Annotated in this window: 20 protein-coding genes and 2 pseudogenes; 19 read left to right on the top strand and 3 right to left on the bottom strand. The window is 60.2% G+C overall.

All coding sequences use genetic code 11. The features are described from left to right. Window positions 1-4 precede the first annotated feature (4 nt). The 11 genes and pseudogenes from PWP93_RS15555 (at window position 5) to PWP93_RS15605 (ending at window position 12,111) form a co-directional block, all read left to right on the top strand. Complete coding sequence (locus PWP93_RS15555) at window positions 5-1,249, top strand: sarcosine oxidase subunit beta family protein (RefSeq protein ID WP_421028875.1); 1,245 nt, start codon at window positions 5-7, stop codon at window positions 1,247-1,249. Window positions 1,250-1,277: 28 nt separating this feature from the next. Next, entirely contained in the window at window positions 1,278-1,625 is a 348-nt protein-coding gene (locus PWP93_RS15560; RefSeq protein ID WP_129563966.1) for a sarcosine oxidase subunit delta, read from the top strand. Beyond that, on the top strand, window positions 1,622-4,630 hold the full coding sequence (locus PWP93_RS15565) for a sarcosine oxidase subunit alpha family protein (RefSeq protein WP_421028874.1): 3,009 nt from the start codon (window positions 1,622-1,624) through the stop codon (window positions 4,628-4,630). Before PWP93_RS15560 ends, PWP93_RS15565 begins: the two co-directional genes overlap by 4 nt. Beyond that, entirely contained in the window at window positions 4,620-5,258 is a 639-nt protein-coding gene (locus PWP93_RS15570) for a sarcosine oxidase subunit gamma (RefSeq protein ID WP_421028873.1), read from the top strand. Before PWP93_RS15565 ends, PWP93_RS15570 begins: the two co-directional genes overlap by 11 nt. Continuing rightward, the gene (locus PWP93_RS15575; RefSeq protein ID WP_421028872.1) at window positions 5,255-5,767 is read left to right on the top strand and encodes a dihydroneopterin aldolase; all 513 of its coding nucleotides are present in this window, start codon (window positions 5,255-5,257) and stop codon (window positions 5,765-5,767) included. Before PWP93_RS15570 ends, PWP93_RS15575 begins: the two co-directional genes overlap by 4 nt. A gap of 12 nt (window positions 5,768-5,779) precedes the next feature. Then, window positions 5,780-6,667, top strand: coding sequence for a formyltetrahydrofolate deformylase (purU, locus tag PWP93_RS15580; RefSeq protein WP_421028871.1), 888 nt, complete (start codon window positions 5,780-5,782; stop codon window positions 6,665-6,667). A gap of 121 nt (window positions 6,668-6,788) precedes the next feature. Continuing rightward, window positions 6,789-8,038, top strand: a pseudogene (locus PWP93_RS15585) (YbfB/YjiJ family MFS transporter). A gap of 177 nt (window positions 8,039-8,215) precedes the next feature. Then, window positions 8,216-8,449 (top strand): hypothetical protein, encoded by a 234-nt coding sequence (locus PWP93_RS15590; RefSeq protein WP_421028870.1) that lies wholly within the window; start codon window positions 8,216-8,218, stop codon window positions 8,447-8,449. After that, complete coding sequence (locus PWP93_RS15595) at window positions 8,449-9,243, top strand: creatininase (protein WP_421028869.1); 795 nt, start codon at window positions 8,449-8,451, stop codon at window positions 9,241-9,243. The genes PWP93_RS15590 and PWP93_RS15595 overlap by 1 nt, the downstream gene beginning before the upstream one ends. 24 nt (window positions 9,244-9,267) lie before the next feature. After that, the gene (locus PWP93_RS15600) at window positions 9,268-10,743 is read left to right on the top strand and encodes a purine-cytosine permease family protein (protein ID WP_421028868.1); all 1,476 of its coding nucleotides are present in this window, start codon (window positions 9,268-9,270) and stop codon (window positions 10,741-10,743) included. Between the two features lie 207 nt (window positions 10,744-10,950). Next, entirely contained in the window at window positions 10,951-12,111 is a 1,161-nt protein-coding gene (locus tag PWP93_RS15605) for a porin (RefSeq protein ID WP_421028867.1), read from the top strand. A 1,346-nt stretch (window positions 12,112-13,457) separates the two neighbouring features. Here PWP93_RS15605 and PWP93_RS15610 read toward each other — a convergent pair. Then, window positions 13,458-13,637: pseudogene (locus PWP93_RS15610) on the bottom strand (IS110 family transposase); the annotation flags it as partial. Between the two features lie 712 nt (window positions 13,638-14,349). Here PWP93_RS15610 and PWP93_RS15615 point away from each other — a divergent pair. Further along, complete coding sequence (locus PWP93_RS15615) at window positions 14,350-15,240, top strand: LysR substrate-binding domain-containing protein (protein ID WP_421042796.1); 891 nt, start codon at window positions 14,350-14,352, stop codon at window positions 15,238-15,240. Window positions 15,241-15,253: 13 nt separating this feature from the next. Here the strand turns inward: PWP93_RS15615 and PWP93_RS15620 are convergent, their stop codons facing one another. Further along, entirely contained in the window at window positions 15,254-16,285 is a 1,032-nt protein-coding gene (locus tag PWP93_RS15620; protein WP_421028865.1) for a flavin reductase family protein, read from the bottom strand. After that, window positions 16,282-17,529 carry an aromatic ring-hydroxylating oxygenase subunit alpha gene (locus PWP93_RS15625; protein ID WP_421028864.1) on the bottom strand — a complete coding sequence of 416 codons (1,248 nt, stop codon included), beginning with the start codon at window positions 17,527-17,529 and terminating at the stop codon, window positions 16,282-16,284. The genes PWP93_RS15620 and PWP93_RS15625 overlap by 4 nt, the downstream gene beginning before the upstream one ends. 541 nt (window positions 17,530-18,070) lie before the next feature. On the opposite strand from PWP93_RS15625, the gene fdhA reads away from it, so the two are divergent. From fdhA to PWP93_RS15660, 7 genes are all read left to right on the top strand, one after another. Further along, complete coding sequence (fdhA, locus tag PWP93_RS15630; protein ID WP_421028863.1) at window positions 18,071-19,273, top strand: formaldehyde dehydrogenase, glutathione-independent; 1,203 nt, start codon at window positions 18,071-18,073, stop codon at window positions 19,271-19,273. A gap of 445 nt (window positions 19,274-19,718) precedes the next feature. Next, the gene (locus tag PWP93_RS15635; protein WP_421028862.1) at window positions 19,719-21,617 is read left to right on the top strand and encodes a methyl-accepting chemotaxis protein; all 1,899 of its coding nucleotides are present in this window, start codon (window positions 19,719-19,721) and stop codon (window positions 21,615-21,617) included. A gap of 493 nt (window positions 21,618-22,110) precedes the next feature. Continuing rightward, the gene (locus PWP93_RS15640) at window positions 22,111-22,428 is read left to right on the top strand and encodes a non-heme iron oxygenase ferredoxin subunit (RefSeq protein WP_421029108.1); all 318 of its coding nucleotides are present in this window, start codon (window positions 22,111-22,113) and stop codon (window positions 22,426-22,428) included. Continuing rightward, window positions 22,429-22,740, top strand: coding sequence for a recombinase-like helix-turn-helix domain-containing protein (locus tag PWP93_RS15645; RefSeq protein ID WP_421028861.1), 312 nt, complete (start codon window positions 22,429-22,431; stop codon window positions 22,738-22,740). Window positions 22,741-22,786: 46 nt separating this feature from the next. Continuing rightward, window positions 22,787-23,857 carry a Rieske 2Fe-2S domain-containing protein gene (locus tag PWP93_RS15650; protein ID WP_421028860.1) on the top strand — a complete coding sequence of 357 codons (1,071 nt, stop codon included), beginning with the start codon at window positions 22,787-22,789 and terminating at the stop codon, window positions 23,855-23,857. Next, the gene (locus tag PWP93_RS15655; protein ID WP_421028859.1) at window positions 23,850-24,620 is read left to right on the top strand and encodes an SDR family oxidoreductase; all 771 of its coding nucleotides are present in this window, start codon (window positions 23,850-23,852) and stop codon (window positions 24,618-24,620) included. The genes PWP93_RS15650 and PWP93_RS15655 overlap by 8 nt, the downstream gene beginning before the upstream one ends. Window positions 24,621-24,645: 25 nt before the next feature. Beyond that, the gene (locus tag PWP93_RS15660) at window positions 24,646-25,176 is read left to right on the top strand and encodes a cupin domain-containing protein (protein ID WP_421028858.1); all 531 of its coding nucleotides are present in this window, start codon (window positions 24,646-24,648) and stop codon (window positions 25,174-25,176) included.

Raw genomic sequence — 25,176 nt, forward strand, 5'->3', positions numbered from 1 at the left:
CACCATGAGCCGCTATTCGATATTCAGTCTGTTCCGCAACGGGTTGTCGTATCACGAGAACTGGGAGCGGCAGTGGAGGAGCCCGGAGCCCAAGAAGGAGTACGACGTGGTGATCGTCGGCGGCGGCGGGCATGGGCTCGCCACCGCGTACTACCTCGCGAAGGAGCACGGCGTGAAGAACGTCGCGATTCTGGAGAAGGGCTGGATCGGCGGCGGCAACACGGCGCGCAACACCACCATCGTGCGCTCGAACTATCTGTGGGACGAGTCGGCCGCGCTCTACGAGAAGGCGATGAAGCTCTGGGAAGGGCTCTCGCAGGACCTGAACTACAACGTGATGTTCAGCCAGCGCGGCGTGATGAATCTCGCGCATACGCTGCAGGACGTGCGCGACACCGAGCGCCGCGTGAACGCGAACCGCCTGAACGGCGTGGACGCCGAGTTCCTCACGCCCGAGCAGGTCAAGGAGATCGAACCCACGATCAACCTGAACAGCCGCTATCCGGTGCTGGGCGCATCCATTCAGCGTCGCGCCGGCGTGGCGCGCCACGACGCGGTGGCCTGGGGCTACGCGCGCGGCGCGGACCGCCATGGCGTCGACATCATCCAGAATTGCCAGGTGACGGGCATTCGCCGCGACGGCGGCCGCGTGACCGGCGTGGATACGGTGAAAGGCTTCATCAAGGCGAAGAAGGTGGCGGTGGTTGCGGCAGGCAACACCACGACGCTCGCCGACATGGCCGGCATCCGCCTGCCGATCGAAAGTCACCCGCTGCAGGCGCTGGTTTCGGAGCCCATCAAGCCGGTGGTCAACTCGGTCATCATGTCGAACGCGGTGCACGCGTATATCAGCCAGTCCGACAAGGGCGACCTCGTGATTGGCGCGGGCGTCGATCAATACACGGGCTTTGGCCAGCGTGGCAGCTATCACATCATCGAAGGCACGCTGCAGGCCATCGTCGAAATGTTCCCGGTGTTCTCGCGCGTGCGCATGAATCGCCAGTGGGGCGGCATTGTTGACGTTTCGCCCGACGCGTGCCCGATCATCAGCAAGACCGACGTGAAGGGCCTCTACTTCAACTGCGGTTGGGGCACGGGCGGCTTCAAGGCGACGCCGGGCTCGGGCTGGGTGTTCGCGCATACCATCGCGAACGACGAACCGCATCCGCTCAACGCGCCGTTCGCACTGGACCGCTTCTACAACGGCCATCTGATCGACGAGCACGGCGCAGCTGCCGTGGCGCACTAAATACGCACCGACGTTAGGAGAACATGAAATGTTGCTGATCGAATGCCCATGGTGCGGGCCGCGCGCCGAACTCGAATTCACCTGTGGCGGCGAGGCGGACATCGCACGCCCGCTCGACACCGACAAGCTGAGCGACCGCGAATGGGGCGAATACCTGTTCATGCGCGATAACCCGCGCGGCGTGCACAAGGAGCAGTGGCTGCACACCCAGGGCTGCCGCCGCTGGTTCAAGGTGACGCGTGACACCGTGAGTTACGACATTCAGGGTTACGAAACGTTTGGCGACGCCAACTCGCCGGCGAACGTCCAGGCGAAAGCACAACAGGCCGCACAACAAAGCGCACAGCAAGGCACGCAAGGGAGCAAGCAGCGATGAGCCAGAAGAACCGTCTCGGCGCCGGCGGGCGCATCAACCGCGCGATTCCGCTGACCTTCACGTTCAACGGGCGCACGTATCAGGGTTATCAGGGCGACACGCTGGCATCGGCGCTGCTTGCCAACGACGTGCACTTCGTCGCGCGCAGCTTCAAGTACCACCGTCCGCGCGGCATCGTGACCGCCGATGTGGCCGAGCCGAATGCCGTGGTGCAGCTCGAGCGCGGCGCGTACACCGTGCCGAACGCGCGCTCGACCGAAGTCGAGCTCTATCAAGGTCTCGTGGCGACCAGCGTGAATGCGGAGCCGAGCCTCGAGCACGACCGCCTTGCGCGCAACCAGAAGTTCTCGCGCTTCCTGCCCGCGGGCTTTTACTACAAGACTTTCATGTGGCCGCGTAAATGGTGGCCGAAGTACGAAGAGAAGATCCGCGAAGCCGCGGGTCTGGGCAAGGCGCCCGAAGTGCGCGACGGCGACCGCTATGACAAGTGCTTCGCGCATTGCGACGTGCTTGTGGTTGGCGGCGGCCCCACGGGTCTGCTGGCTGCGCATACGGCGGGCCGTGCTGGCGCACGCGTGATTCTCGTCGACGATCAGCGCGAACTGGGCGGCAGCCTGCTGTCGTGCAAGACCGAGATCGACGGCCGCCCCGCAATCCAGTGGGTCGAGAAGATCGAGGCGGAACTCGCGGCCATGCCGGACGTGAAGATCCTCTCGCGCAGCACGGCCTTCGGCTATCAGGATCACAACCTCGTGACTATCACGCAGCGTTTGACCGAGCATCTGCCGGTCTCGACGCGCAAGGGCACGCGCGAACTGCTGTGGAAGGTCCGCGCGAAGCGCGTGATTCTCGCCACCGGCGCGCACGAGCGTCCCATCGTGTTCGGCAACAACGACCTGCCGGGCGTCATGATGGCCTCGGCGGTTTCCACCTACATTCATCGCTATGGCGTGCTGCCGGGCCGCAAGGTTGTAGTGTTCGCGAACAACGACGCTGGCTACCGCTGCGCGCTCGACCTGAAGGCCTGCGGTGCGGAAGTCACGGTGGTCGATTCGCGTGCGCAGGGCAAGGGCGCTATGCAGGACGCCGCACGCCGCCAGGGCGTGAAGATCATGAACAACGCGGCCATCATGGCGGCGCACGGCAAGCTGCGCGTGAACTCGGTCGACGTGGTCGCGTATCAGAACGGCCAGACCGGCGCGAAAGTGGCTGATCTGCCGTGCGATCTGGTAGCGATGTCGGGCGGCTTCAGCCCCGTGCTGCACCTGTTCGCTCAGTCGGGCGGCAAGGCGCACTGGAACGATACGAAGGCGTGCTTCACGCCGGGCAAGCGCATGCAGCAGGAAGTGAGCGTGGGCGCGGCAGTGGGCGAATTCAGCCTCGCACGCGGCCTGACCCAGGCGGTCGATGCCGGCATCGACGCAACGAAGTCGCTCGGCTTCGCCGTGACGCGCCTGCAGGTGCCGAAGGCCGCCGAGATCACCGAAACGCCGTTGCAGCCGCTGTGGCTCGTGGGCAGCCGCAAGGCCGCGCCGCGTGGCCCGAAGCAGTTCGTCGACTTCCAGAACGACGTGGCCGCATCGGACATCCTGCTTGCGGCGCGCGAAGGCTTCGAATCGGTCGAGCACGTGAAGCGCTACACGGCCATGGGCTTTGGCACCGACCAGGGCAAGCTCGGCAACATCAACGGCATGGCGATCCTCGCGGACGCGCTCGGCAAGACGATTCCCGAAACCGGCACGACCACGTTCCGCCCGAACTACACGCCCGTGACGTTCGGCACTGTGGCGGGCCGCGAACTGGGCGACTTCCTCGACCCGGTCCGCAAGACCTGCATTCACGAATGGCACGAAGCGAATGGCGCGCTGTTCGAAGACGTGGGCAACTGGAAGCGGCCCTGGTACTACCCGAAGAAGGGTGAGGACATGCACGCGGCGCTCAAGCGCGAGTGCCTCGCGGTGCGCAACAGCGTGGGCATTCTCGATGCGTCGACGCTCGGCAAGATCGACATTCAGGGCCCGGACGCCGCCAGGCTGCTCAACTGGGTCTACACGAATCCGTGGCTCAAGCTCGAAGTGGGCAAGTGCCGCTATGGCCTGATGCTCGACGAGAACGGCATGGTGTTCGACGACGGCGTGACCGTGCGCCTCGGACCGCAGCACTACATGATGACGACCACCACGGGCGGCGCGGCGCGCGTGCTCACGTGGCTCGAGCGCTGGCTGCAGACCGAGTGGCCCGACATGAAGGTGCGTCTGTCTTCCGTGACCGATCACTGGGCGACCTTCGCCGTGGTGGGCCCGAAGAGCCGCAAGGTGCTGCAGAAGGTATGCAAGGACATCGACTTCGACAACGCAGCGTTCCCGTTCATGTCGTATCGCAACGGCACGGTCGCGGGCGTGAAGTCGCGCGTCATGCGCATCAGCTTCTCGGGCGAGCTGGCCTATGAAGTGAACGTGCCGGCCAACGCGGGCCGCGCAGTGTGGGAAGCGCTGATGGCCGCGGGCGCCGAGTTCAACATCACGCCGTACGGCACGGAAACGATGCACGTGCTGCGTGCGGAGAAGGGCTACATCATCGTCGGCCAGGACACCGATGGGTCGGTTACGCCGTTCGATCTGGGCATGGGCGGGCTTGTCTCGCAGACCAAGGACTTCCTGGGCCGCCGCTCGCTCAAGCGCTCGGACACCGCGAAGGAAGGGCGCAAGCAGTTCGTCGGACTGCTAACCGACGACGCGAAGTTCGTGCTGCCCGAAGGCGGCCAGATCGTCGCCGTGGATGCGCAGCAGAAGGCGGACGGCACCACGCCGATGATCGGCCACGTGACGTCGAGCTATTACAGCCCGATTCTCGACCGCTCGATCGCACTGGCGGTCGTGAAGGGCGGTCACAACAAGACCGGCGAATACGTCTCCATCTCGATGGCCGATGGCCGGCGCGTGAAGGCGAAGATTGCCAGCCCGATTTTTTACGACACTGAAGGGGTGCGTCAGCATGTTGAATGAAACGATGGATACGGCGCCCCTTGCGGAGCGCGCGGCAGCAGCGGTGCGGCTCGAGTCGCCTTTCGTCGGAGTGGCCGGGCTCATCAAGGCCCAGGAAGGCCGTGCGCCGAAGGGGTTCACCCTGCGTGAACTGCCGTTCCGCGATCTGGTGAACGTGCGCGGCGAACTCAGCGATCCGGCATTCGTGGACGCGTTCGCCCAGGTGGTCGGCTGCCAGCCGCCCGCGAAGCCCAACACGGTCGCACGCGGCAACGGCTATGACGTGTTGTGGCTCGGCCCCGACGAATGGCTCGTGCGCTCGGACGCAGCGGTCCAGGCCGGCGTGCTCGAAGAGAAGCTCGCCCCCGCATTCGGCGAGGCCTACGCTGCAGCCGTGGACATTGGCAGCGGCTACACGGTGGTGAAGATCGACGGCGCGCGCACGCGCGAACTGCTCTCGCGCGGCTGCCCGCTCGATCTGCATCCGAATCTGTTCAAGGAAGGGCAGTGCGCGCAGAGCGTCTTTTTCAAGGCCTCTATCGTGCTGATTCCGATGGGCGGAGACCGCTTCGAGCTCGTCGTGCGCCGCAGCTTCGCCGACTACTTCTGCCGCATCATGCTCGACGCCACCGCGTCGCTTGCATCATGAAGATCGTCGACGGCACTTTCGATCCGGCGCTCGATGGGGCACTCAAGGTGCCGGCAGCGCTCGAAGCGCCGCTCTCGCGCGGACGCGGCTGGAGCGTGTTCGTCGAGGGCTTGAGCGTGCCGGCGCGCATCGGCATTCATGCGCACGAGCACGGCCAGCCTCAGCCGCTTGTGATCGATGCGCAGCTCGGCTATCGCTCGATGCCCAAAGAGGAGAGCGACTGGATCGATTACGAGCGCTACTGCGCGCGCATCGCCGAATTTCTCGCGAAGAAGCCGCATACGCGGCTGCTCGAAACGCTGGTGGCCGATATTGCGGCGCTGTCGTTTCGCGAGTGGCCCGCGCTCGATACGCTCACGATCGAAGTGCACAAGCCGAAGATCCGGCCTGGTACGCGCCGCATTGGCGTGTCGCTCGACTGGACGCGTGCCGATTATCGGCAGTGGGCGGCCTGCCAGCGTGACGGATGGATACGGGAAAAACACGGCACACATCCGATGTGCCAATGACGGGGAGCATTCATGAACGGGTCTTCTGCTGACGTGACCGGCAGCACGTGCCGCTTCATCCTGAACGTGACCTGCGCGAGTGCGCAGGGCCAGGTGGCGGCCGTCGTCGGCTTTCTCGACGGGTTTCACTGCTATATCGACGAGCTCTCGGTTTTCGACGATCCGCAGACCGCCCGCTTCTTCGTGCGATGCGAGTTCCATGCCCCCGCGCCGAGGCAGCTGGGCCGTGAAACGCTCTCGGAAGCCTTTGCGCCACTTGCGCGCCAGCACGCTTTCGAGTGGGCCATTTTTGACGCGTGCGTGAAGCCAAAGGTGCTGATGCTCGTCTCGCGGCTCGATCACTGCCTTGTGGATCTGCTGCATCGATGGCGCATCAGTGAATTGCCGATCGATATTGTGGGCGTAGTGTCCAATCACCGCGATCTCGAGCCCATGGTCCGATCTCACGGGATCGAGTTTCATCATCTTCCGTTGACCCCTGAAACCAAATCCGCTCAAGAGCAGGCGCTCGTCTCGCTGATCGAGCGCACGAGACCCGAACTGGTCGTCCTCGCCCGCTACATGCAGGTGTTGAGCTCTGACTTGTGTGCGCGGCTTGCGGGCCGGGCGATCAACATCCACCATTCGTTTCTGCCCGGCTTCAAGGGGGCGCGACCCTATCATCAGGCGTACGCGCGCGGGGTCAAGCTGATCGGGGCCACGGCGCATTTCGTGACCGGGGATCTCGACGAAGGGCCAATCATCGAGCAGGTGGTGGAGCGTGTGGATCACACTTACACGCCGGAGCGGCTGCTTGCGGCAGGGCGCGACATGGAGCGCGCTGCACTCGCCCGAGCCGTGCAGGGCTTTATCGAGCGACGCGTTTTCATCCACGAAGGGCGTACGGTCATCCTGCGCTAGCGGCCCAATGCGCGGCGTTTTCTGGCACTATCCCGGGCGGTGCCGGCGACCCGCGAGTGTTCGGGCGCCCGGTCTGGACAGTGCGTGGCGGGGCAACAGGAATACGGAGATCCCGACCTGGATGCAGTCGAATACCGACAACCCGACTGCCGGGCGTATCAAGGCGGCGCCGGCACATCTCGAGGATAGCGAGTCGTTTGCGTCGCTCTGGCTGGCTGTGCGCCTGTCGCTGGGCAGCGCGATGGCCCTGGGTTTCGTGCGTTTTTCCTATGCCTTGCTCCTGCCGGCGATGAAGGCTGACCTGGGATGGAGTTTCGCCCAGGCCGGCGCGATGAACACGTCCAACGCGGCGGGCTATCTGATCGGCGCGGCCATGTTCCCCTGGCTCGCCCGCCATCGAGCGCCCAGCACGCTGTTCGTTGCGGGCGCCTATGCGGTGATCGTGCTGACGGCGTTGTGTGGTCTCGTGTCCGGCACGTCCATGCTGTTCGCGCAGCGGCTCGTGGCTGGCGTCGGCAGTGCGTTCATCTTTATCAGTGGTGGTGTTCTGGCGGCGCGGCTCGCGACAGCCGTGCCGCGCCGTGGCGGACTGATCCTGGGCCTCTATTACGGCGGGACAGGATATGGCATTGTATTGTCGTCCATTTTCGTGCCGGCCACGGTGCGTTCCGTGCCGCACGGCTGGCAGCCTGCATGGTTCGCGTTGGCCGCCGCCTGCGCGGCTTGTACGCTGTTCGCGCGCGGCGCCGCGCGCCGCATCGATGTGATGGGCACAGGCGTCACGCGTGCGCCAGGCGGTGCAGTCGGGCAGCGGACCGCATGGTGGGGCTATGCTCCCGCACTGGGCGGATATGGCCTCTTTGGCGTGGGGTATATCGGCTACATGACGTTCATCGTTGCGCTGTTGCGCAGCGAAGGCATGAGCCAGGGCGTCGTCTGTGCGTTCTATATCGCCTTGGGGGGCGCAACGGTCGCGTCGGCACGCATCGGTCGCGTTTTCTGGACCGCACGCGTGGCGGCCTCGCGCTGGCGACGTTCAATGCGCTACTGGGCCTCGCGACGCTGATGCCGGCCGTATTCGCCCATCCCGTGGCGGCAGCCATTTCCGGCGTGATCTTCGGCTCGACGTTCCTTTCCGCCGTCGCCTCGACGACCGCATTCGTGCGACACAATCTTCCGTCTGACGAATGGACGCGCGGCATCAGCGCGTTCACGATCGTATTCGCGCTCGGCCAGATCGCAGGCCCGATCGCGATCGGCTGGGTATCTGACAGCGCGGGCCTCCCGCGCGGGCTCGTCTATTCTTCTGCGGTTCTGCTCGTCGGCGCGCTGCTGGCAGTGTGCCAGCGTCCCCTCAAACGCCGCGCCTGATCCATCCAGGCGTCTGCCCGACGCTGGACGCCGGACGCTTCCTGGATCAGGCCCCTTCACACATCGCGCACCGGAACGGCAATGTTGCGGCTAACGCCCATTGCCGGCGCCTGCGTTTGCGCCATGACGCTTTCCGATGCGGCGACAAGGCCGGCGGGTGTTTACCCTTGATGTCGAATGGAGAAAGTCGCTTGTCGCAAATGGAAATTTTCTGGAGGCTACACCTTCTACCATTGGTTCGTGACGCGTCGCGATTCGCGCGAGCAGCGAAACATTGCGGCTTGCGCTGGCCGACGATTGGCGGCGAACGATGCGCGTAGCGCGATGGCCATCGTAAGCCTGGTTGTTTATTATTTGCGCGCGCAACTATTTGTCGCTGCACAATTTCACTCAAACAAGGAGACGAGTTGATGGACGCAAAGGTGAGAATCGGAGATCTTGCATGGCCTGAATACGCACGCCGTATCAAGGAGGATGCGCAGACCATCCTCATTCCGATCGGTGCGCTGGAGCAGCATGGCCCCCATATGTCGATGAATCCGGACGTGCTGCTGCCCACGGCGATTTCGGAAGAGGTGGCGCGCCGGATCGACGCGATGGTCGCGCCCGCAATCGCATACGGCTACAAATCGCAGCAGAAAAGCGGAGGCGGCAATCATCTTTGCGGCACCACGAGCCTGGACGGTCATACGCTTTCCATGACGGTCAAGGACGTTCTGAAAGAGTTCGCACGCCACGGCGCGCGCAAGATCTGCCTCGTCAACGGCCATTTCGAAAACTCCATGTTCGCTGTCGAAGGCGTGGATCTCGCCATTCGCGAATTGCGCTGGGAGGGAATCCATGACTTTCAGGTTGTCATGCTGTCCTACTGGGATTTCGTGACCGAGGAGACCATCGCACGAATCTATCCAGATGGCTTTCCGGGCTGGGCGGTCGAGCACGGAGGCGTACTGGAGACCTCATTGATGCTGCACCTGCATCCGCATCTGGTCGACATGACGTGCGTGCCCCGGCATGCTGCCGCCACGTTCCCGCCCTACGACGTCTTTCCACCGATTCCCGAATGGACGCCCGCGTCAGGGTGCCTTTCGTCGGCCGCGGCGGCCTCGGGGGAGAAGGGCGCACTGCTGTACCAAGTCTGTGTGGAGGGCATCGCACAGGCGCTGCGCGAAGCTTTCGAGGTCCGCAGAAAATCGGCTCAATGAACGTGTTTGCAACCGGAGATTGAAATGGCGAATCATGGAAAGCATGAACCGCGCAACGGTGTCGAGGCGGACAAGGCCTGGAGCGTGGAGCAGCACGGCATAGACCCGATCCCCTTGAAGGATCGTCACGGCACGCCGGCCGAGCTGTTCAAGATGTGGATCGGCGCAAACACGAATTATGTCGTGGTGGTCACAGGTGCGCTTGCGCTTTCGCAAGGCCTGTCGCTGTGGCAGGCACTCGGCGCGATCCTGGTCGGCAATCTGTTGGGTTGCTTTGTGCTCGGTCTCACGACCATCATGGGACCGCGCACAGGCACATCGGGCATCATGACCTCACGCAGCTCGTTCGGCCAGCTGGGCTCGTTCCTGCCCAAAGCCGTGAGCCTCATTTCCGCGCTGAGCTGGTTCTCGATCAACTCCGTGGTCGCTACACAGGCGCTGGAAACCTTGTTGAAGATGGGAGGCTTTCAGAGTCATGCGGTGGTGTGGGTCTCGCTGGCCATCATACTTGCCGCGGAGATCCTGCTTGCGATCTTTGGGCACGCGACCATCATTGCGGCGGAGAAGTGGATCGCTGTGGCACTGGCCATCCTGTTCGGCGGGCTGGCCGCGTTCGTGTTGCCACATACGAGCCTGGCGGCAGCGTCCGCCATCAATCATGGTGGCGGCACTTTCAACACGTGGTTGATCGCGATGGGCATCGTCTTTTCCTATCCGATCGGCTGGGCCAATTTCGCGTCGGACTACAGCCGGTATTTTCCGGCCGAAACGAGCTGGAAGAAGATCGCGCTCGCGGCCGGTGGTGGCCAGTTCGTTGCGCTCGTGTTCTGCGAAGTGATCGGCGTGCTGTTTGCGACCGCGCTGGGTGGCACGCTCGGTGACGACCCGGTAAGCCAGTTGGGCCGATTCCTGCCGACGTGGTTCATCGTTCCGCTCCTGTTCGCGATCATCCTCGGGGGGATTGCAGCAAACGTGCCCAACGGCTACACCGCCGGGCTTGGCCTGCTGGCCCTGCGTATTCCAATCAACCGTGTGACTTCGCTAACCATCATCGCGCTTTTCACGCTGTGCTTCCGGATCGTCACCGTGTTTTACGGGCAGTTCTTCGACATGTACCAGGTGTTCTTGAACTACATGGTGTTCTGGACTGCGCCATGGGCTGCCATTATCATCGTCGACTACTTCATGCGCGGCGGACGGTATAGCAGGGAAGACTGGATGAAATGGGGAAGTGGTGCCTACTGGTATAACGGCGGGATCTTCTGGCCCGGAGTCATCGCATTGATTGCAGGCACCGTGGCATGCGTCGCGTTTTCCAATTCGCCCACCTACGTCAGTCCGCTGATGCACAACGTCCTGGGATGGGGGGATCTGAGTTTTGAAGCTGGACTGCTGCTGGCCGGCTTGACTTACTTCGTGCTCGCGCGTCGTCACCCGCTGTTTCAAAAATCCAACTCGCCCGTTCCGCTCAGCGCAGAAGTGCCTTCCCATTCGATCTGAGTTCAATCCGGCGCTCAAATGCCTGTGTAATCCTGCGACCCGCGTATCGAGCGGGTCGCACGGTAGCGCGAATTTTCACGACGCCTTTCGTGCCAGGCATCGCCTCATATCTGGAGAAACATTCTACTGATGTGCGGTGTGTGAAGTCGCCGAGTCACTAACGTCGTAAATAATTATTCGTATAACTAATTAATTGGCACCGATACCATGAAAAGAATACTGATTGGGGCGATGATATCCGGACTGTTTTCCGTGTGTGCCCATGCACAATCAAGCATCACCCTGTACGGTCTCATCGATACGGGCCTTGTCTACACCAATAATCAACTCGGTCATTCGAACTGGCAGATGATCAGCAGCGCTACCCAGAATACCGTCTTCGGGTTGAAGGGGGACGAAGACCTCGGCGGAGGCATGCATGCCATATTCAGGCTCGAGCAGGCTTTTGTGCTGAACAACGGTGCACAGGCACTTCCTGGCGACGGTTTCGGGTCGCAGGCCCTGGTTGGTATGCAAAGCGATGCCCACGGGACGTTGATGTTCGGCCGGCAGTTCGACGTGGTGAACGATCTCGTGGGGCCCCTGTCTGCCGAATATAACACCTGGGGAGGCAGTATTGCCGCCCACCCGTTCGATAACGATAACCTGGCCTCCAACGCGGTCATCTTTAACAACACGGTCAAATACATCAGCCCGACATATCTGGGCGCGACGCTCGAGACAATGTATGCCTTCAGCAACGAGCCAGGAAATTTTGCCGGCAACCGCGCGTACGGGTTCGCGCTCTCTTACGCGAAGGGGCCGGTCAATCTCGCCGCGGGCTATCTGCAGCTGAACAATCCGGGCGCCGGACCTGGTGCGGTGACGACGAATGACGGCAGCGCTAACTTCATCGCTCAACGCCAGCGAATCTGGTCGCTGGGAGGCAACCTGACCTTTGGCGCTGCCACGGTCGGTCTCGTATGGAGCCACACGCAGATTGACAACGCGGCAGGCGTACTTTCATTTGGCACAGGCACGTATCTCGGGGCGAACGATCCGTCCGCAGGCACGCTGGATGGATCGTTGCGTCTTGACAATTATGAGGTGAATGCGAAGTATTCGCTGACGCCCGCACTTAGCGTGTCCGGCGCGTACACCTACACGCATGGCGCCTACAATGGTTTCTCACCGGGGTGGAACACGGGCATGATCCAATGCGATTATGCTGTCAGCAAACGTACCGATTTTTACCTCGAGGGGGCGTACCAGAACGTTCACGGTGCGCCAGCGAATTCGGTTCTTTCGCATGCGATGCTCAATACACTGTCACCTGCTTCGACGAATATGCAGGTGGCGGTGACTGCGGGCATGCGTCACACTTTTTAGGTGCGGCAGAATTTACGCGGCTGACAAAGTTATGGGGTCCCTCAAATCTTATTCATAAATGAGCACCGTCGACGGCGGCGGAGGGCATCTGGTGTACACCCGCCGTCTGTCCCTGGTATGGCACAGGAAACCTGCTACATACGATTTTTGTAGAGATGTGCGCTTGCTGTGCAGGAGCGCTTTAAACTGGTTGAACACTCAATGGGCGATCTGCCAGATGCCGGCACACCGTCATCGTCCTTGCCGCGTCAGGATCCCAGCGGGAAACAGGTGCCGCAGCAGCGGCACCCAAACACCACTGCAATGAAGGAGAGATTCGATGGCTAGCCCTACATCGTCGCTGCGACTAATGGCCAAGCGCTTGCTTGCTTCGGAGTTCGCAGCCAAGGTAGGCTTCACTGGATTCAGAAGGACGCGCGCCGCTCGGGCGCGCAATGCATACGCTGGGACATTCAATGTGGCGGGGCAGGTTGCAATGCTTTTTTTTCGTCAGCAAGACGGCACATGGCGGCCCTATCCACCGAGTGTAGAACGGCCAGCCATGCGTACCTGGTAGATTTCGGCGATCGCACTTGCCAGCCGAGTGATCGAACGAGTCATACGTGCGTGACTTCCTGGCAAGCTGCATGACGTTTCCAGACGACGTGTATCCTGGAGGAACGCCGCCAGAAAGAACATTGCTGACGTCTTTGATATTGAGATATGAAGACTTTTCATAATAGGTCGATTTCGATTTTTCGAGAAAACTTCAACCGCTCACGGCGCTCGCACAACTAAAGTTGTTAATAGATTTCAACTAAAGTTGTTAATACTCGTCCCCATACCGTCGATGGGTCTGCTTGCGCCAATGCGTTGTGGCACTTCCTGCGACCGTTGCACAATCTCATGTCCGCAGCTACGCCGGCGCTGTTCAGTAGTTAACAAGATTAGTTGAAGTCGTAGATTAGATAACAACTTTAGTCGACGCTGAGGCCTTTGCCATTAACAACTTTAATTGAAATGCAAACCGGCTGTTGCGCTTTACGCGGTGGGCCTCTGAGTTAGATTTTGCATCGCACCGCAGTGTTAACAACTTTACTTGTGCAAGCGCAAGTAAACCTATGGTCCGCACCCAGTTTTGCAACGCCCCATGCTTGATGCGGTGTTGGCTTGCTCAGTTCTATCCGGCGTCGTTGTGGGGACTGCTCCCCGCGCCACGATGAAGTTCGCGCCCGCGGTCCCCATAAAGTTGGGCGGCTTCAGGAGCCTCTTTACTTGCCGGGGTGTTCCACAGGCCGGTGTGCCGCGTACTTCATCAGGTTTCAGTCGTCGCAAAAGCAGATAGGTTGATGGTGAGCCTGCGTTCGTCAGGGCGATCCTGTCGCAAGGCTCGGATCAAAGGCGGTATGACGGGCAACGATCGCCCAGGCGGTGCGAGCCAGCTTGTTGGCCAGCGCGCAAGCCACCACGTTTGAGTGGCGTCGAGTCAGAAGCGCTCGGGTCCAGTCGGCGAGGCGGCCGATGCGCTTCTCCAGGCGGCGCATGTATCCGGCGCTCGCTGTCCACGATCATGCTCACGCTATCGCAAGTTATAGCCCCTCCTTAGGCGCGGTCTCCTAATGCCGCAAGCTACTGCTTTCCCACTTGTCACGCGCAACTAAATCTCGTGTTAGCCAACGCAATTTCGTCTCAGTGAACGCGATCTGGGGCCATCGGCTGGCTCATATCGAGTAAGCAGAGCGCGCTATGTGCACCAATACGACGACGCGCCGCGACGTTGCGAGCGTTGCCTTCCGGTGGACGTGCTACGCGTGGCGGACGGAACAATGACGGAGGTTGCCGCACAGATCGGAATAACGCGTGCGACGCCACATCGACGGATCGTCGCCCTGGCCGGGGCATCGATGTTTGACGCGACGAGGCGCGGGATCGCGGTTGTCGAGTCATTCTCAGCTCGATTTTCAGTCGGCGCGGCGACGCACGGCTGCCGCAATCATTTGTCGACCGGAAGGGGGCATGCATGCAACTTTTAATGCAAGAAGGAATTAGCCAAACCCGTTATGAATCGCTGTGAATTCCCCGTATGTCATACGTGTCGTGGCTGACGTGCTCATAGGGTATGCCCTGGTCTACGTGCGTCGAGATTCGGTAGCATACAAATTTTGAATGCAGTAGAGTGTCCGGCTTGCGCCATTGTCCTAGATCAATTTTTAGGCGCGTGCCCTAGGAGTCTGCGAGTTGCCCACCCCACGCAAGCGGTTGCCCCCGCTGAACACAATTTCTGCTTTTGAGGCGTCGGCACGACTGATGAGCTTCACCAAGGCGGCCGAAGAGCTTCACCTTTCACAGGGGGCAGTAAGCAGGCAGATCCAGGTCCTTGAGGACCGCATGGGGGTGCCGCTCTTCACTCGACGGCACAAAGAGATCCAGCTTACGCGCGCTGGGCTCATCTTCCAGCAGGCCATCGCACAGAGCCTGAATTCGATTCGCCGAGCTGTGACGATGATCGAAGCGCTTGATACCAGCACCGTAACCATCGCGGCAACCAATGCGATGGCGAACTTCTGGTTGATGCCCGCAATCTTCGAATTCCGCAGCCAGCATCCAAACATTGATATCCGGGTGCTGGCGAGCAACTCGCCCATCGACCCATGGCACGAACCAATCGACCTTGCCATCAGATATGGTGATGGCCATTGGCCAAACCTAACGAAAGTCAAGCTCTTCGAGGAAGAGATTTTTCCGGTTTGCGCCCCATCCTATCAGCGGAACCACGGTATTAAGACGGTGCAGGACCTGATCGAGTGCGAACTTATTGAATACGACTCCGACAGTGCGGAGTCGAATTCGTGGGACACGTGGCTTGAGAGCGCGGGCTTTCAGCCTGGCGCTGTGAGAAAGAGCCTGACGCTATCCCACTATGATCTTGTCTATCGCGCTGCCTGCAGCGGAAAAGGGGTGGCGCTCGCCTGGGCGTACGGTGTTCCGCAAGAAGACAGGGGCGCGCTCCTTGTTCGGCCGCTTGACGTCTCTGTCAAGACTGGCCTGTCCGAATACATTATTTACGCGGACAATGAGGAACTCAGTGCGCCCGCCAAAGTTTTCCTGGATTGGCTGATTGATTTTGCGAACCAGAGTGTCTGGGCATAGGTGCCTTTGTCGCCTAATACTCGATGGTTACGTCCGATAGCGGTATGGAGCAGCACGGAAGGACGTACCCTTCGTCCACCTCCTCGTCTGTAATGCCGCCGTTGTGATTCATCTCGACTTGTCCTTCCAACTTGCGAAGTTTGCACGTTCCGCACACGCCGGAGCGACACGCGTTGGGGATCTTGGGTCCATTCGGGAGAGCATGGAGCGCATCCAGAATCGTGGTGCCGGGCGGGCAATTGAGTTCTAGCAGCGATTGTGACAATCGGATTCTGGATATTCCCATGGAGCCTGGCACCTGCTTGGGTGTCAGCTCAGGCAGTTGAAACCTCTCCTGATGAAAGCGGGGTGCAGTGCCCCCGTTCTCGAGAAACAGGGTGCGCATTATGGACATAAACGCGTCAGGCCCGCAACAAAGCACCTGCCTGGAGGTCCAGTCCGGAATTTCCTGGTCAAGCAGTTCTTTGGAAAGAAGCCCGGGGGAGAATTTCGCGTCGACTTCATCCGAAATGTAGAAGTGCGGAGTAATGCCACGGGACGCGCGACCGATCTGCAGCAGTTCCTCATGAAAGAGGATATCGGCGGGCGTCCGTGCAAACTGCAAGAACTGAATGTTCGAGTTTTCGCCTTGGGCATGAATCGCCCGCGCCATCGAAATAAGCGGTGTGATACCCACGCCGCCGGCTACAAGGAGCAGTGGCTCCGCATGGTTATCCGGCAAGACAAAATCGCCAGCGGGCCGCGAGACATGCAAGCTTTCACCGACAGTCAATTTATTATGAAGCCATGTCGAGACGGCACCGGTCGGTGAATGTTTGACGGTAATCTCAAATGTGGTGTTGCCAAGCGTGTCCGGTACGGATGAAATCGTGTAGCACCTGTAAAGCCTCTCGTTTCCGGTATCGACCCCCAGCGTGACATACTGCCCGGCTTCAAACTGAAAAGATTCATGAGATTGTGCGAGAGAGAACTGGAACGTCTTTACATTCCAGTTCTCTCGCCTGATGCCAATGCACAATGCATCGGTGAAAGCGGTCGTCGTCATTCTGCAATGCACTCCACAGCAATTGCCCTCGGCTTACTCTTCAACTCAGTCTTCAACGTGCTCAGATACCACTCGATGAACTCGGTGACGCCGCGCTCGACGAGGGGGGAATATGGGCCAGGCTGATAACCCCTGGAGTTGATGCCTTGTTGATTGGCCTCGACAAGCCGCTGGTCTTGGGCGTTTGTGGCCTTCCAGACCGCGGTGAGATTATCAAGGTCATAGTCTTCGCCCTCCGCGGCGTCCGCGCTTACCAGCCACCACGTGGTCACCTGCGTTTCCGTGGCGCTGAGCGGAAGCAGCCTGAACGCAATGGCGTGATCCGAAAGGACGTGGTTCCAAGTATTCGGAAAGCGGAGCAAGCGTAGTGAGCCGACGTCCTCGTCCAGGTTGGTGCCCAATAGCTTCGTGCAGGCGAGGTCACCGTTCATGGTGAAGGAGACTCCGCGCTCCATTGCGGCGCGGACCATGCGATAGCCTTCGTCGGTTTCGATGGGCTTGTAGGGCAGCCCGTTGGCTGTCCAGCGCGCTTCGTCTTTCTCGCATTTCTGAGCGTATTCGCCGCCGAATCTGGGGTCCGTTGGTCCGTCAAACTCCGAAATCGTGCGCAGAAGCTCGGGGTGGCTTCCGGTGCAGTGATAACACTCGCGATTGTTCTCGAGGACCAGCTTCCAGTTGCCCTTTTCGACAATGGTCGACTCGAATGCGACCTTTGCGTTGTCGAGACCATGAGGCTGGATATACGGCGACACCTGTCTGCGGAATTCCTCGAACGGTGGTGGCGTCACTGCAAGCGAGATAAAGATGTAGCCTTCGACCGATTCGCAATGCACGGGCTTGAGCGAGTATTGCGATGCATCGAATTCTCCACCCATCTCCTTGCTGAACAGCAGTTTGCCATCCAGGCCATAGGTCCATTGGTGATACGGGCATACGAGCGTCCCCGACGAACCCTTGTCGCCGGCGCAGATCCTCGAGCCGCGATGGCGGCAAGTATTGTAGAAAGCCCGAATTTCCTTGCTGCGGTCACGGATCACGACAATAGAACTGGACCCGACCTCAAGCGTGAACCAGTTGCCTGGTTTCGGAATCTGCGCTGCAACGCCGGCGAGGAGCCATTGACGCTCCCAGATCAGTTCCAGGTCGCGCTCGAATACCGCTTCGTCGGTGTAGAACGGCTGAGGCAGCGAGTGTCCGTTCACGCGTGACTCGATAAGGGAGATAAGTTGACTGTTCGACAGCATGATGGTGTTCAGTTTGGTTGAAATGCGTCAAGGAACGTATACACCTGCCGATTTGACCTGCAGGAAGAGGGGCTTGCAAGCCATGAAAACTGATGCCTTGCATGAATTTTTGTTGGTCATGGGCGGGGCCTTGCCGTAACCCTGGCCATCAGCCACATGCCGACTGGTTTGAGCCACAATGCGCGCGTAAGCCAGTCGGGAAAGGCTTTGTGCTGGTCTCATTGCAATCCGTAGATCGCCGGGACGTCGGTTTTGCGTACGTTCTTCAGCTCCGGTGAGCAACCGATGGCATTCACAATTTCATACATTGAAGGCGCCGCAATGTGACTCGCGTCCGGCAAGCCAGCCAGTGCCGGGCCGCAGGCCGCTGTATGCAAATCCGCATGCGGTAGCTCAGAAAAACTGCTTTGACGACGAGATTCCGTGCTCGGATGATTGCCGGGCACCGCTCAAATCGAGCAGCTTTTGCATCCGCTGTGAGTCAGGGCAGTCGTGGCAGGGACCGCACCCGATTCCCGGCGATAACAATCTCGGAGGCGTCATGTCAGGAAATCGTGGAGTTGTGTATGTGGAACCCGGAAAGGTCGAGGTGCGGAGTATCGCGTTCCCTGAGCTTTCCGATCCGGCCGGTCGCAAAGCCAGTCACGGGGTCATCCTTCGGGTTGTTGCCACGAACATCTGCGGTTCCGACCAGCATATGGTGCGTGGTAGGACTACTGCGCCGGCAGGGCTCGTACTGGGACACGAAATAACGGGCGAAGTGATCGAAACCGGCTCAGACGTTCTCACGCTGAAAAAGGGCGATCTCGTTTCGGTGCCTTTCAACGTCGCGTGTGGACGCTGTCCGATGTGCAAGGCACAGAATACGGGCGTGTGTCTGACCGTGAATCCCGCGCGCGCTGGAGGTGCGTACGGCTATGTCGATATGGGCGGCTGGATAGGCGGGCAGGCCGAATTCGTGATGGTGCCCTACGCTGACTTTAACCTGCTCAAGTTCCCCGACCGGGATCGGGCCATGGAAAAAATTCGCGATCTCACCTGCCTGTCCGACATCCTGCCGACTGGATACCACGGAGCGGTGACGGCGGGTGTTGCTCCGGGTGCCACGGTGTACGTCGCGGGCGCGGGCCCCGTTGGCCTTGCTGCAGCGGCATCTGCGAGGCTCATTGGTGCCGCGGTGACTATCATTGGCGATGTAAATCCCAAACGGCTGGAGCATGCCAGACGCGTTGGCTTCGAGACGGTCGATCTTTCTGAAGATGCTCCGCTAGCAGACCAGATTGCCAATTTGCTGGGCGAGCCCGAAGTCGATTGCGCCATCGATTGTGTTGGTTTCGAAGCACGCGGACATGGGCACGCGGGATCTCAGGTCGAGGCTCCGGCGACAGTGCTGAACTCGCTGATGGAGGTCACGCGAGTCGCCGGAAAGATTGGCATTCCAGGCCTGTATGTGACTGACGATCCTGGCGCGAGCGATACAGCAGCACAGAAAGGCAGCCTCTCCGTTCGACTTGGGCTTGGTTGGGCGAAGTCGCATTCCTTCTTCACCGGGCAAACCCCTGTCATGAAGTACAACCGAAGCCTGATGCAGGCAATCCTCTGGGACCGCCTGAATATCGCAGATGTAGTCAATGTCACTGTCATTGGCCTGGACCGGGCGCCAGACGGATATGCCGAATTCGATTCGGGCGTGCCGAAGAAATTTGTTATAGATCCGCACGGCAGCCTTAAGGCTGCCGCATGACCTGCTCGAATCTGACTGGATGAAGCCAACGTCTGCATAGGGTCTCAACATTGCGACAAGGCAAGCCTTGTGACGTTACATAAATTGACGCCGGTCATAGGCCGGCGCGTTCTCGAAAAGAAATCGTGGTGGGTTCGGGGTGCAGGAATTCCTCCAGGTAAAGCGCACTCCAGAAGAACGCAGCCGATGCAGCAGTGGTGTCTTGTGCGGTCCGGTTGGCCCCTCAAGCGGGGCGCGCAACGAAACGCCAGCACTCCATCTGCGAGACATCGCAACGGCTTATCGGGCACCAGTCGACTCCGGTTCGTTTGTAGGCACCAGGGGCACTGGCCCCTGTAAACGGACGGTCGTGCCGGTGCCGCCTACACACAGCTTTCAGCCTTCACGCGTAAGGTCGACAAACGGACCATATGCTATCAACGATAGGTATCCGTCAGGAGGGATCTTGCCTGTTCGTGCACATTCTATATCCGTCAAGCTCACACTGATATTTGGCGCCGCTCTGACCATAACGATCATTGCGATTACCTTGTTTGCGACGTTCAATGTCCGCCGTCTGGCAGAACAGAACTTCAACGAATCGAGCATAGGCCACATCCGTCAGATCGACATGAGTTTGAAGGACATGTTTAGACTGATGCGCGATAACGTGATGTTCGTGTCGAACACGCCTTTGGTGCAGTCCGCAGACGAGACGGTGACGAATTACCTGATGCATGGCGGTGCGATGACGCCCGACAAGAATGGGGGTGTCGAATCACAGATATATTCTTTGTTCAAGGAGTTCGGCGAGAGCCACGCGGATTTGCGCTACGTCTACCTCGGAACGCGGTGGGGCGGTTATATCCAATGGCCGCAGAGCAATCTGAACACCAGGTATGATCCACGTGATCGTCCATTTTATGAGAAAGGCATCCAGTCACAGGGGGAGGTCCGTCGCACTCCTGCATACAGGTCATTTGGGGATGACAACGGGGCCGTCATCAGCTTTGTGCGTCCTGTCCGGAATGCACAGGGTCAGCCAACAGGTGTCTTTGGCATGGACATCTCGCTCAACAGTCTTGCAAAAATGGTTGCGCAGGTCCGATTTGGCCACACTGGATATCTGATGATTGTCGAAGACGGTGGGAACGTGCTCGTCGACCCGCACAACCCCGCAAACGCCTTCAAATCGATAAAGGAACTCGGTGGCGGCTATCGCGACCTCGCGCAGACCGCCAACGGCGCACGCTCGGTGGAACTGGATGGCATCCGTTACGACAGTGTTGTTTATACGTCGCCCGACCTAGGGTGGAAATATATCGGTTTGATTCTGCGCTCGGAAATGATGGCCGCGGCAAACCGCCTGACCCTCGCCCTGACGTTCGGTGGCGTCCTTTTGATCATCGGATCTCTTCTTTTGACAATCGTGTTGGGGCGCCGGCTGACTGAACCACTTCGGCAACTGGCGGACGGAATGAAGGAGATAGCGTCTGGAGACGGAGACTTGACCCGCCGCCTTCCCGTAACGAGTGGCGACGAAGTCGGAATATTGGCCATGCAATTCAACGCGTTCGTCGAGAAACTCAACCGAGTGCTGCTCGACGTCCGTGCCAGCAGTGAGACCGTACGAATCTCCGCGAGTGAAATCGCGGCAGGCAACGCAGATCTCTCTCAGCGAACTGAGCAGCAGGCCTGCGCACTTGAGGAAACGGCGGCCAGTATGGAGCAGCTAACGTCGACAGTAAGGAACAATGCCGACAATGCGAGGCAAGCAAGTGCGCTCGCTGTTGAAGCGACCGATGTGGCGCACTGCGGCAATGACGTCGTCGAACGGGTTGCGCACACAATGAGCGCGATTACCAAGAGTTCCGGTCATATCGCAGAAATTACGACGTTGATCGAAGGTATCGCGTTCCAGACCAACATCCTCGCACTTAACGCCTCGGTAGAAGCGGCTCGGGCGGGCGAGCAGGGGCGGGGCTTTGCGGTCGTCGCGGGTGAGGTACGCAGCCTCGCACAACGCTCGTCCGTCGCAGCGAAGGAGATTAAGGAGCTGCTCGATTCGTCGGTGACCAGGATTCAGCAGGGTTTTGTTCTCGCTGGCGAGGCGGGACAGACGATGTCGGAGATGACACGTGCGGTCAGCCGGGTGGCGAGCATTACGGGTGAGATCGCCTCGGCGTCGGATGAGCAGAGCCGGGGTATCGAGCAGGTGAATTTTGCAATCGCTCAGATGGACGATGTCACGCAGAAGAACGCGGCACTTGTTGAGGAGGCGGCAGCCGCATCGCGTTCGCTGGAACGAGAGGGGCGTCAACTGAATGAGGTTATAGCTGGGTTCCAGTTGCGACATCCCGACTAGCAGGTCGTTGGATCGACGCGCGGCGGAGTTCGCCTTGCAGGTGAGAACGTAGGCAGATCTGTACGCCACGCTTAAACGTGGCGAACAGTTGCGCGGAACGTGTGCTTCATCGTCTGAAGTTGACCTGATAGATAGCAAGTACATCGATTTCAGCTCCAATCTTTACCGGGGATGACTACACGTCCGATCCCTTCCATTTGCACTCTGGTATGGGTTTTTGATCCGTGCGTGGTTGCTTCTTATTTCGCTCAATTTATTAGGAATGCGATTGAATTGAAGGATCTTGAAAACAACGTCGTATGTGGAACAAATGTTTTCTGAAATTGCAAGGGAATAAGTGGTCTATCTGATCCCGCTGCATGCGTTGAAGTCATGCTGTGGTGAACAATATTTCGGTTTCTCTTGTCGTGCACGCTTCCTATAATCGCCACACATAAACCGATGTTCCGCACTTGGAACGTAATTGAGAGCCGATCTGAAGGAAGGGTGGGAGATGTCTGAACAATGGGTATGCGCCGGGCACGTCGGCGCGCTGTCGGAAGACACGCCAATGGAGTTCAAGCGGACCGATGGCGTGGAGATCGGAATCTATCGTGTCGGTGACGAGGTGTACGCGCTAGAAAACGTGTGCCCACATGCCTATGCACTGTTGACGCAGGGATTCGTCGATGAAGGCACGGTCGAATGCCCGCTACACGAGGCGGTATTCGACATCAGAACAGGCGAGTGCCTGAAAGGACCGGGTGGTCGCGGGCTGAAGCAGTACGCCGTGCGCCTCGCCGGCGAGGAAATCCAGATCAAGGTGGAATGAATGAAAGAAGCAATCCTGAACTTCAATCCTTTTCTGAAGCCGTGGCTAGCGTCGTCGCCGAATAACGTTGCGGGCAAGGGCGAGATTGAAATCCCGGGTGAAGTGGAGAACCGCATCTGGCAGACGCGGAAGGCCGAGCCCACGGAATATGAGAACGATTTCGGTGACGCGCTCGAACGCGTATTCGAGACCGGCGCGGTCGAATTGGACGATGTCGTCGCGGGCCTGAACCGCATCGGCTTTCGCACGATGGACGGCGCGTCGTGGACCGTCGAGCGCTTCCGCGCAGATATTGCCTCGCTCGCGAAATGACCGCGAGACGCGTCGACCCGCCGACAACCGCATCCGGAGCACACTGATGACGTCCCCCGCAGAACACGCAACCCAACATGACCCGGTCCGTAACTACCTCGACCGCGGCATCAAGAACTACTGGTATCCCGTCGCGCCGAGCTGGCAGGTGTCCACTGCGCCCGTCGGGCTCACGCGCCTGTCCGAGCAGATCGTGCTGTGGCGCGACCACGATGGCAAGGTCCACGCGCTCGAAGATCGCTGCCCGCACCGAGGCGCGCGTCTGTCATTGGGATGGAACCTCGGTGGCAACCTCGCATGCTGGTATCACGGCATCGAAGTCGATGGCGGCGGTACGGTCAACAAGGTCCCGGCAGTTGCGAACTGTCCGCTCGAGGGCGCGAAGTGTGTGAAGTCGTACCCGGTCCAGGAAAAGGCCGGTGCGATCTTCCTGTGGTTCGGCGACGAAGCGCACGGCGAGCCGGCACCTCTGAACCTGCCCGAGGAACTGGTCGCCGACGAGTACGCGCACTTCCTGTGCGTGTCGAACTGGAACTGCAACTACCAATACGCCATCGACAACGTGATGGACCCGATGCACGGCGCGTACCTGCACGCAACGTCGCACTCGATGGCCGAAGGCGACAAGCAGGCCGACATGCGAGTGCGCAAGACGGAAACGGGTCTGATGTTCGAGAAGACCGGCCAGCGCGACGTGAACTTCGATTGGGTCGAGCTCGGCGAAACCGGTTGCCTGTGGATGCGCCTCGCGATTCCGTACAAACAGAAGTTCGGCCCTGGTGGCAGCTTCGGGATCGTTGGATTCGCGACGCCTGTGGACGACGACCATTGTCAGGTCTATTTCTGGCGGACGCGCAAGGTTAGCGGCTGGCAGCGCGACGTGTGGCGCTTCCTGTATCCAAATCGCCTGGAGGGTTTGCACTGGGCGGTTCTTGAGCAGGATCGCTACGTTCTCGAAAGCCTCGCGCCAAACGCGCGCGATCACGAATACCTGTACCAGCACGACGTTGGGATCACGCGTGTGCGCCGGATGCTGCGCCAGCGCGCGCAGGAGCACCTGTCCGCGCTCGATGCACACCGCGCGATGCGGACGGCTTCGGAGACCGCGAATGGTTGAGCCCGCACCGGTCGTGTCGCTCAGGGGTCTCCGCGTGCTCGTGACGGGTGGCGCACGTGGTCTCGGCGCAGCGTTCGTGAAGGCGCTCGTCGAAGCGGGTGCGCAGGTCGCATTCGGCGACGTGCTGGCCGACGAAGGACTTGCGCTCGCTTCGCAGCTTTCGGAAGCAGCCCATGCTGCGCATTTTTTCGCGCTCGACCTCGCCGATCCGGTGAGCGTCGACACATTCGTCGCGCAGGGCGCCGCGGCGCTCGGCGGCATCGATGCGCTGATCAATAACGCGGCGATCACGAACTCGGGCGGCAAGTTGTCGACGGAACTCGATGTGTCGACCTGGGACGCCGTAATGAACGTGAACGTGCGTGGAGCATGGCTCGTCAGCAATGCGGCGCTGCCGCACCTCGCGCAGTCGGGTCGCGGAGCGATTGTGAACCTTGCATCGGACACAGCGTTGTGGGGTGCGCCGAAGCTGCTCGCGTACGTCGCCAGCAAGGGCGCGGTAATTGCGATGACGCATGCGCTGGCGCGCGAGTTCGGCACTCATGGCGTAACGGTCAATGCGATCGCGCCGGGGCTGACCGAAGTCGAGGCGACGGCCTACGTTCCGGCCGAGCGGCATGCGTTCTACATGCAGGGTCGCGCGTTGACGCGGGCGCAGATGCCCGAGGATGTGACGGGCCCTGTCCTTTTCCTGCTGTCGGACGCCGCGCGCTTCGTGACCGGCCAATTGCTGCCGGTGAACGGCGGCTTCGTGATGAACTGAACTTTTCACTCTGAAGGAGATGACGATGGCGGACGCCGATCTCGAACGCAAGTCGTGGGACCAGCCGGAAGGCACAAGCTTTGGCGACTGGATGGAAGGGCGCGTCGCGCGCTATGCGACGCGGCGCTACGACTGGGACGCACTGAAATTCCAGGCCGACTACGACCCGAAGTACCGCCGCGCTCAGATGCGCTATGTGGGCACGGGCGGCACGGGTGTTGCGAAGGACATGAATGCGGTGCCCGCGGGCGGCTTCACGTTCTCTACGATGGTGATTCCTGCCGGCAACATCGGCCCGAGCCACATTCATATCGACGTCGAGGAAATCTTCTTCGTGCTGCGCGGCAAGATGAAGGTGATCTGCGAGCGGCGCGAAGGCGAGATCTGGGAAGCGATCCTCGGCGAGCGCGACCTGATTTCGGTGCCGCCGGGCGTGTATCGCACGGAAATCAACATCGGCGAGGAAGACGCGCTGATGTGCGTGATGCTCGGCTCGCCGAAGCCTGTTACGCCGACATATCCTCCAGATTCGCCGCTCGCGAAGATCAAGCGCTAA

The sequence above is a fragment of the Paraburkholderia sp. A1RI-2L genome (assembly GCF_048957375.1).
Taxonomy (GTDB): Bacteria; Pseudomonadota; Gammaproteobacteria; order Burkholderiales; family Burkholderiaceae; genus Paraburkholderia.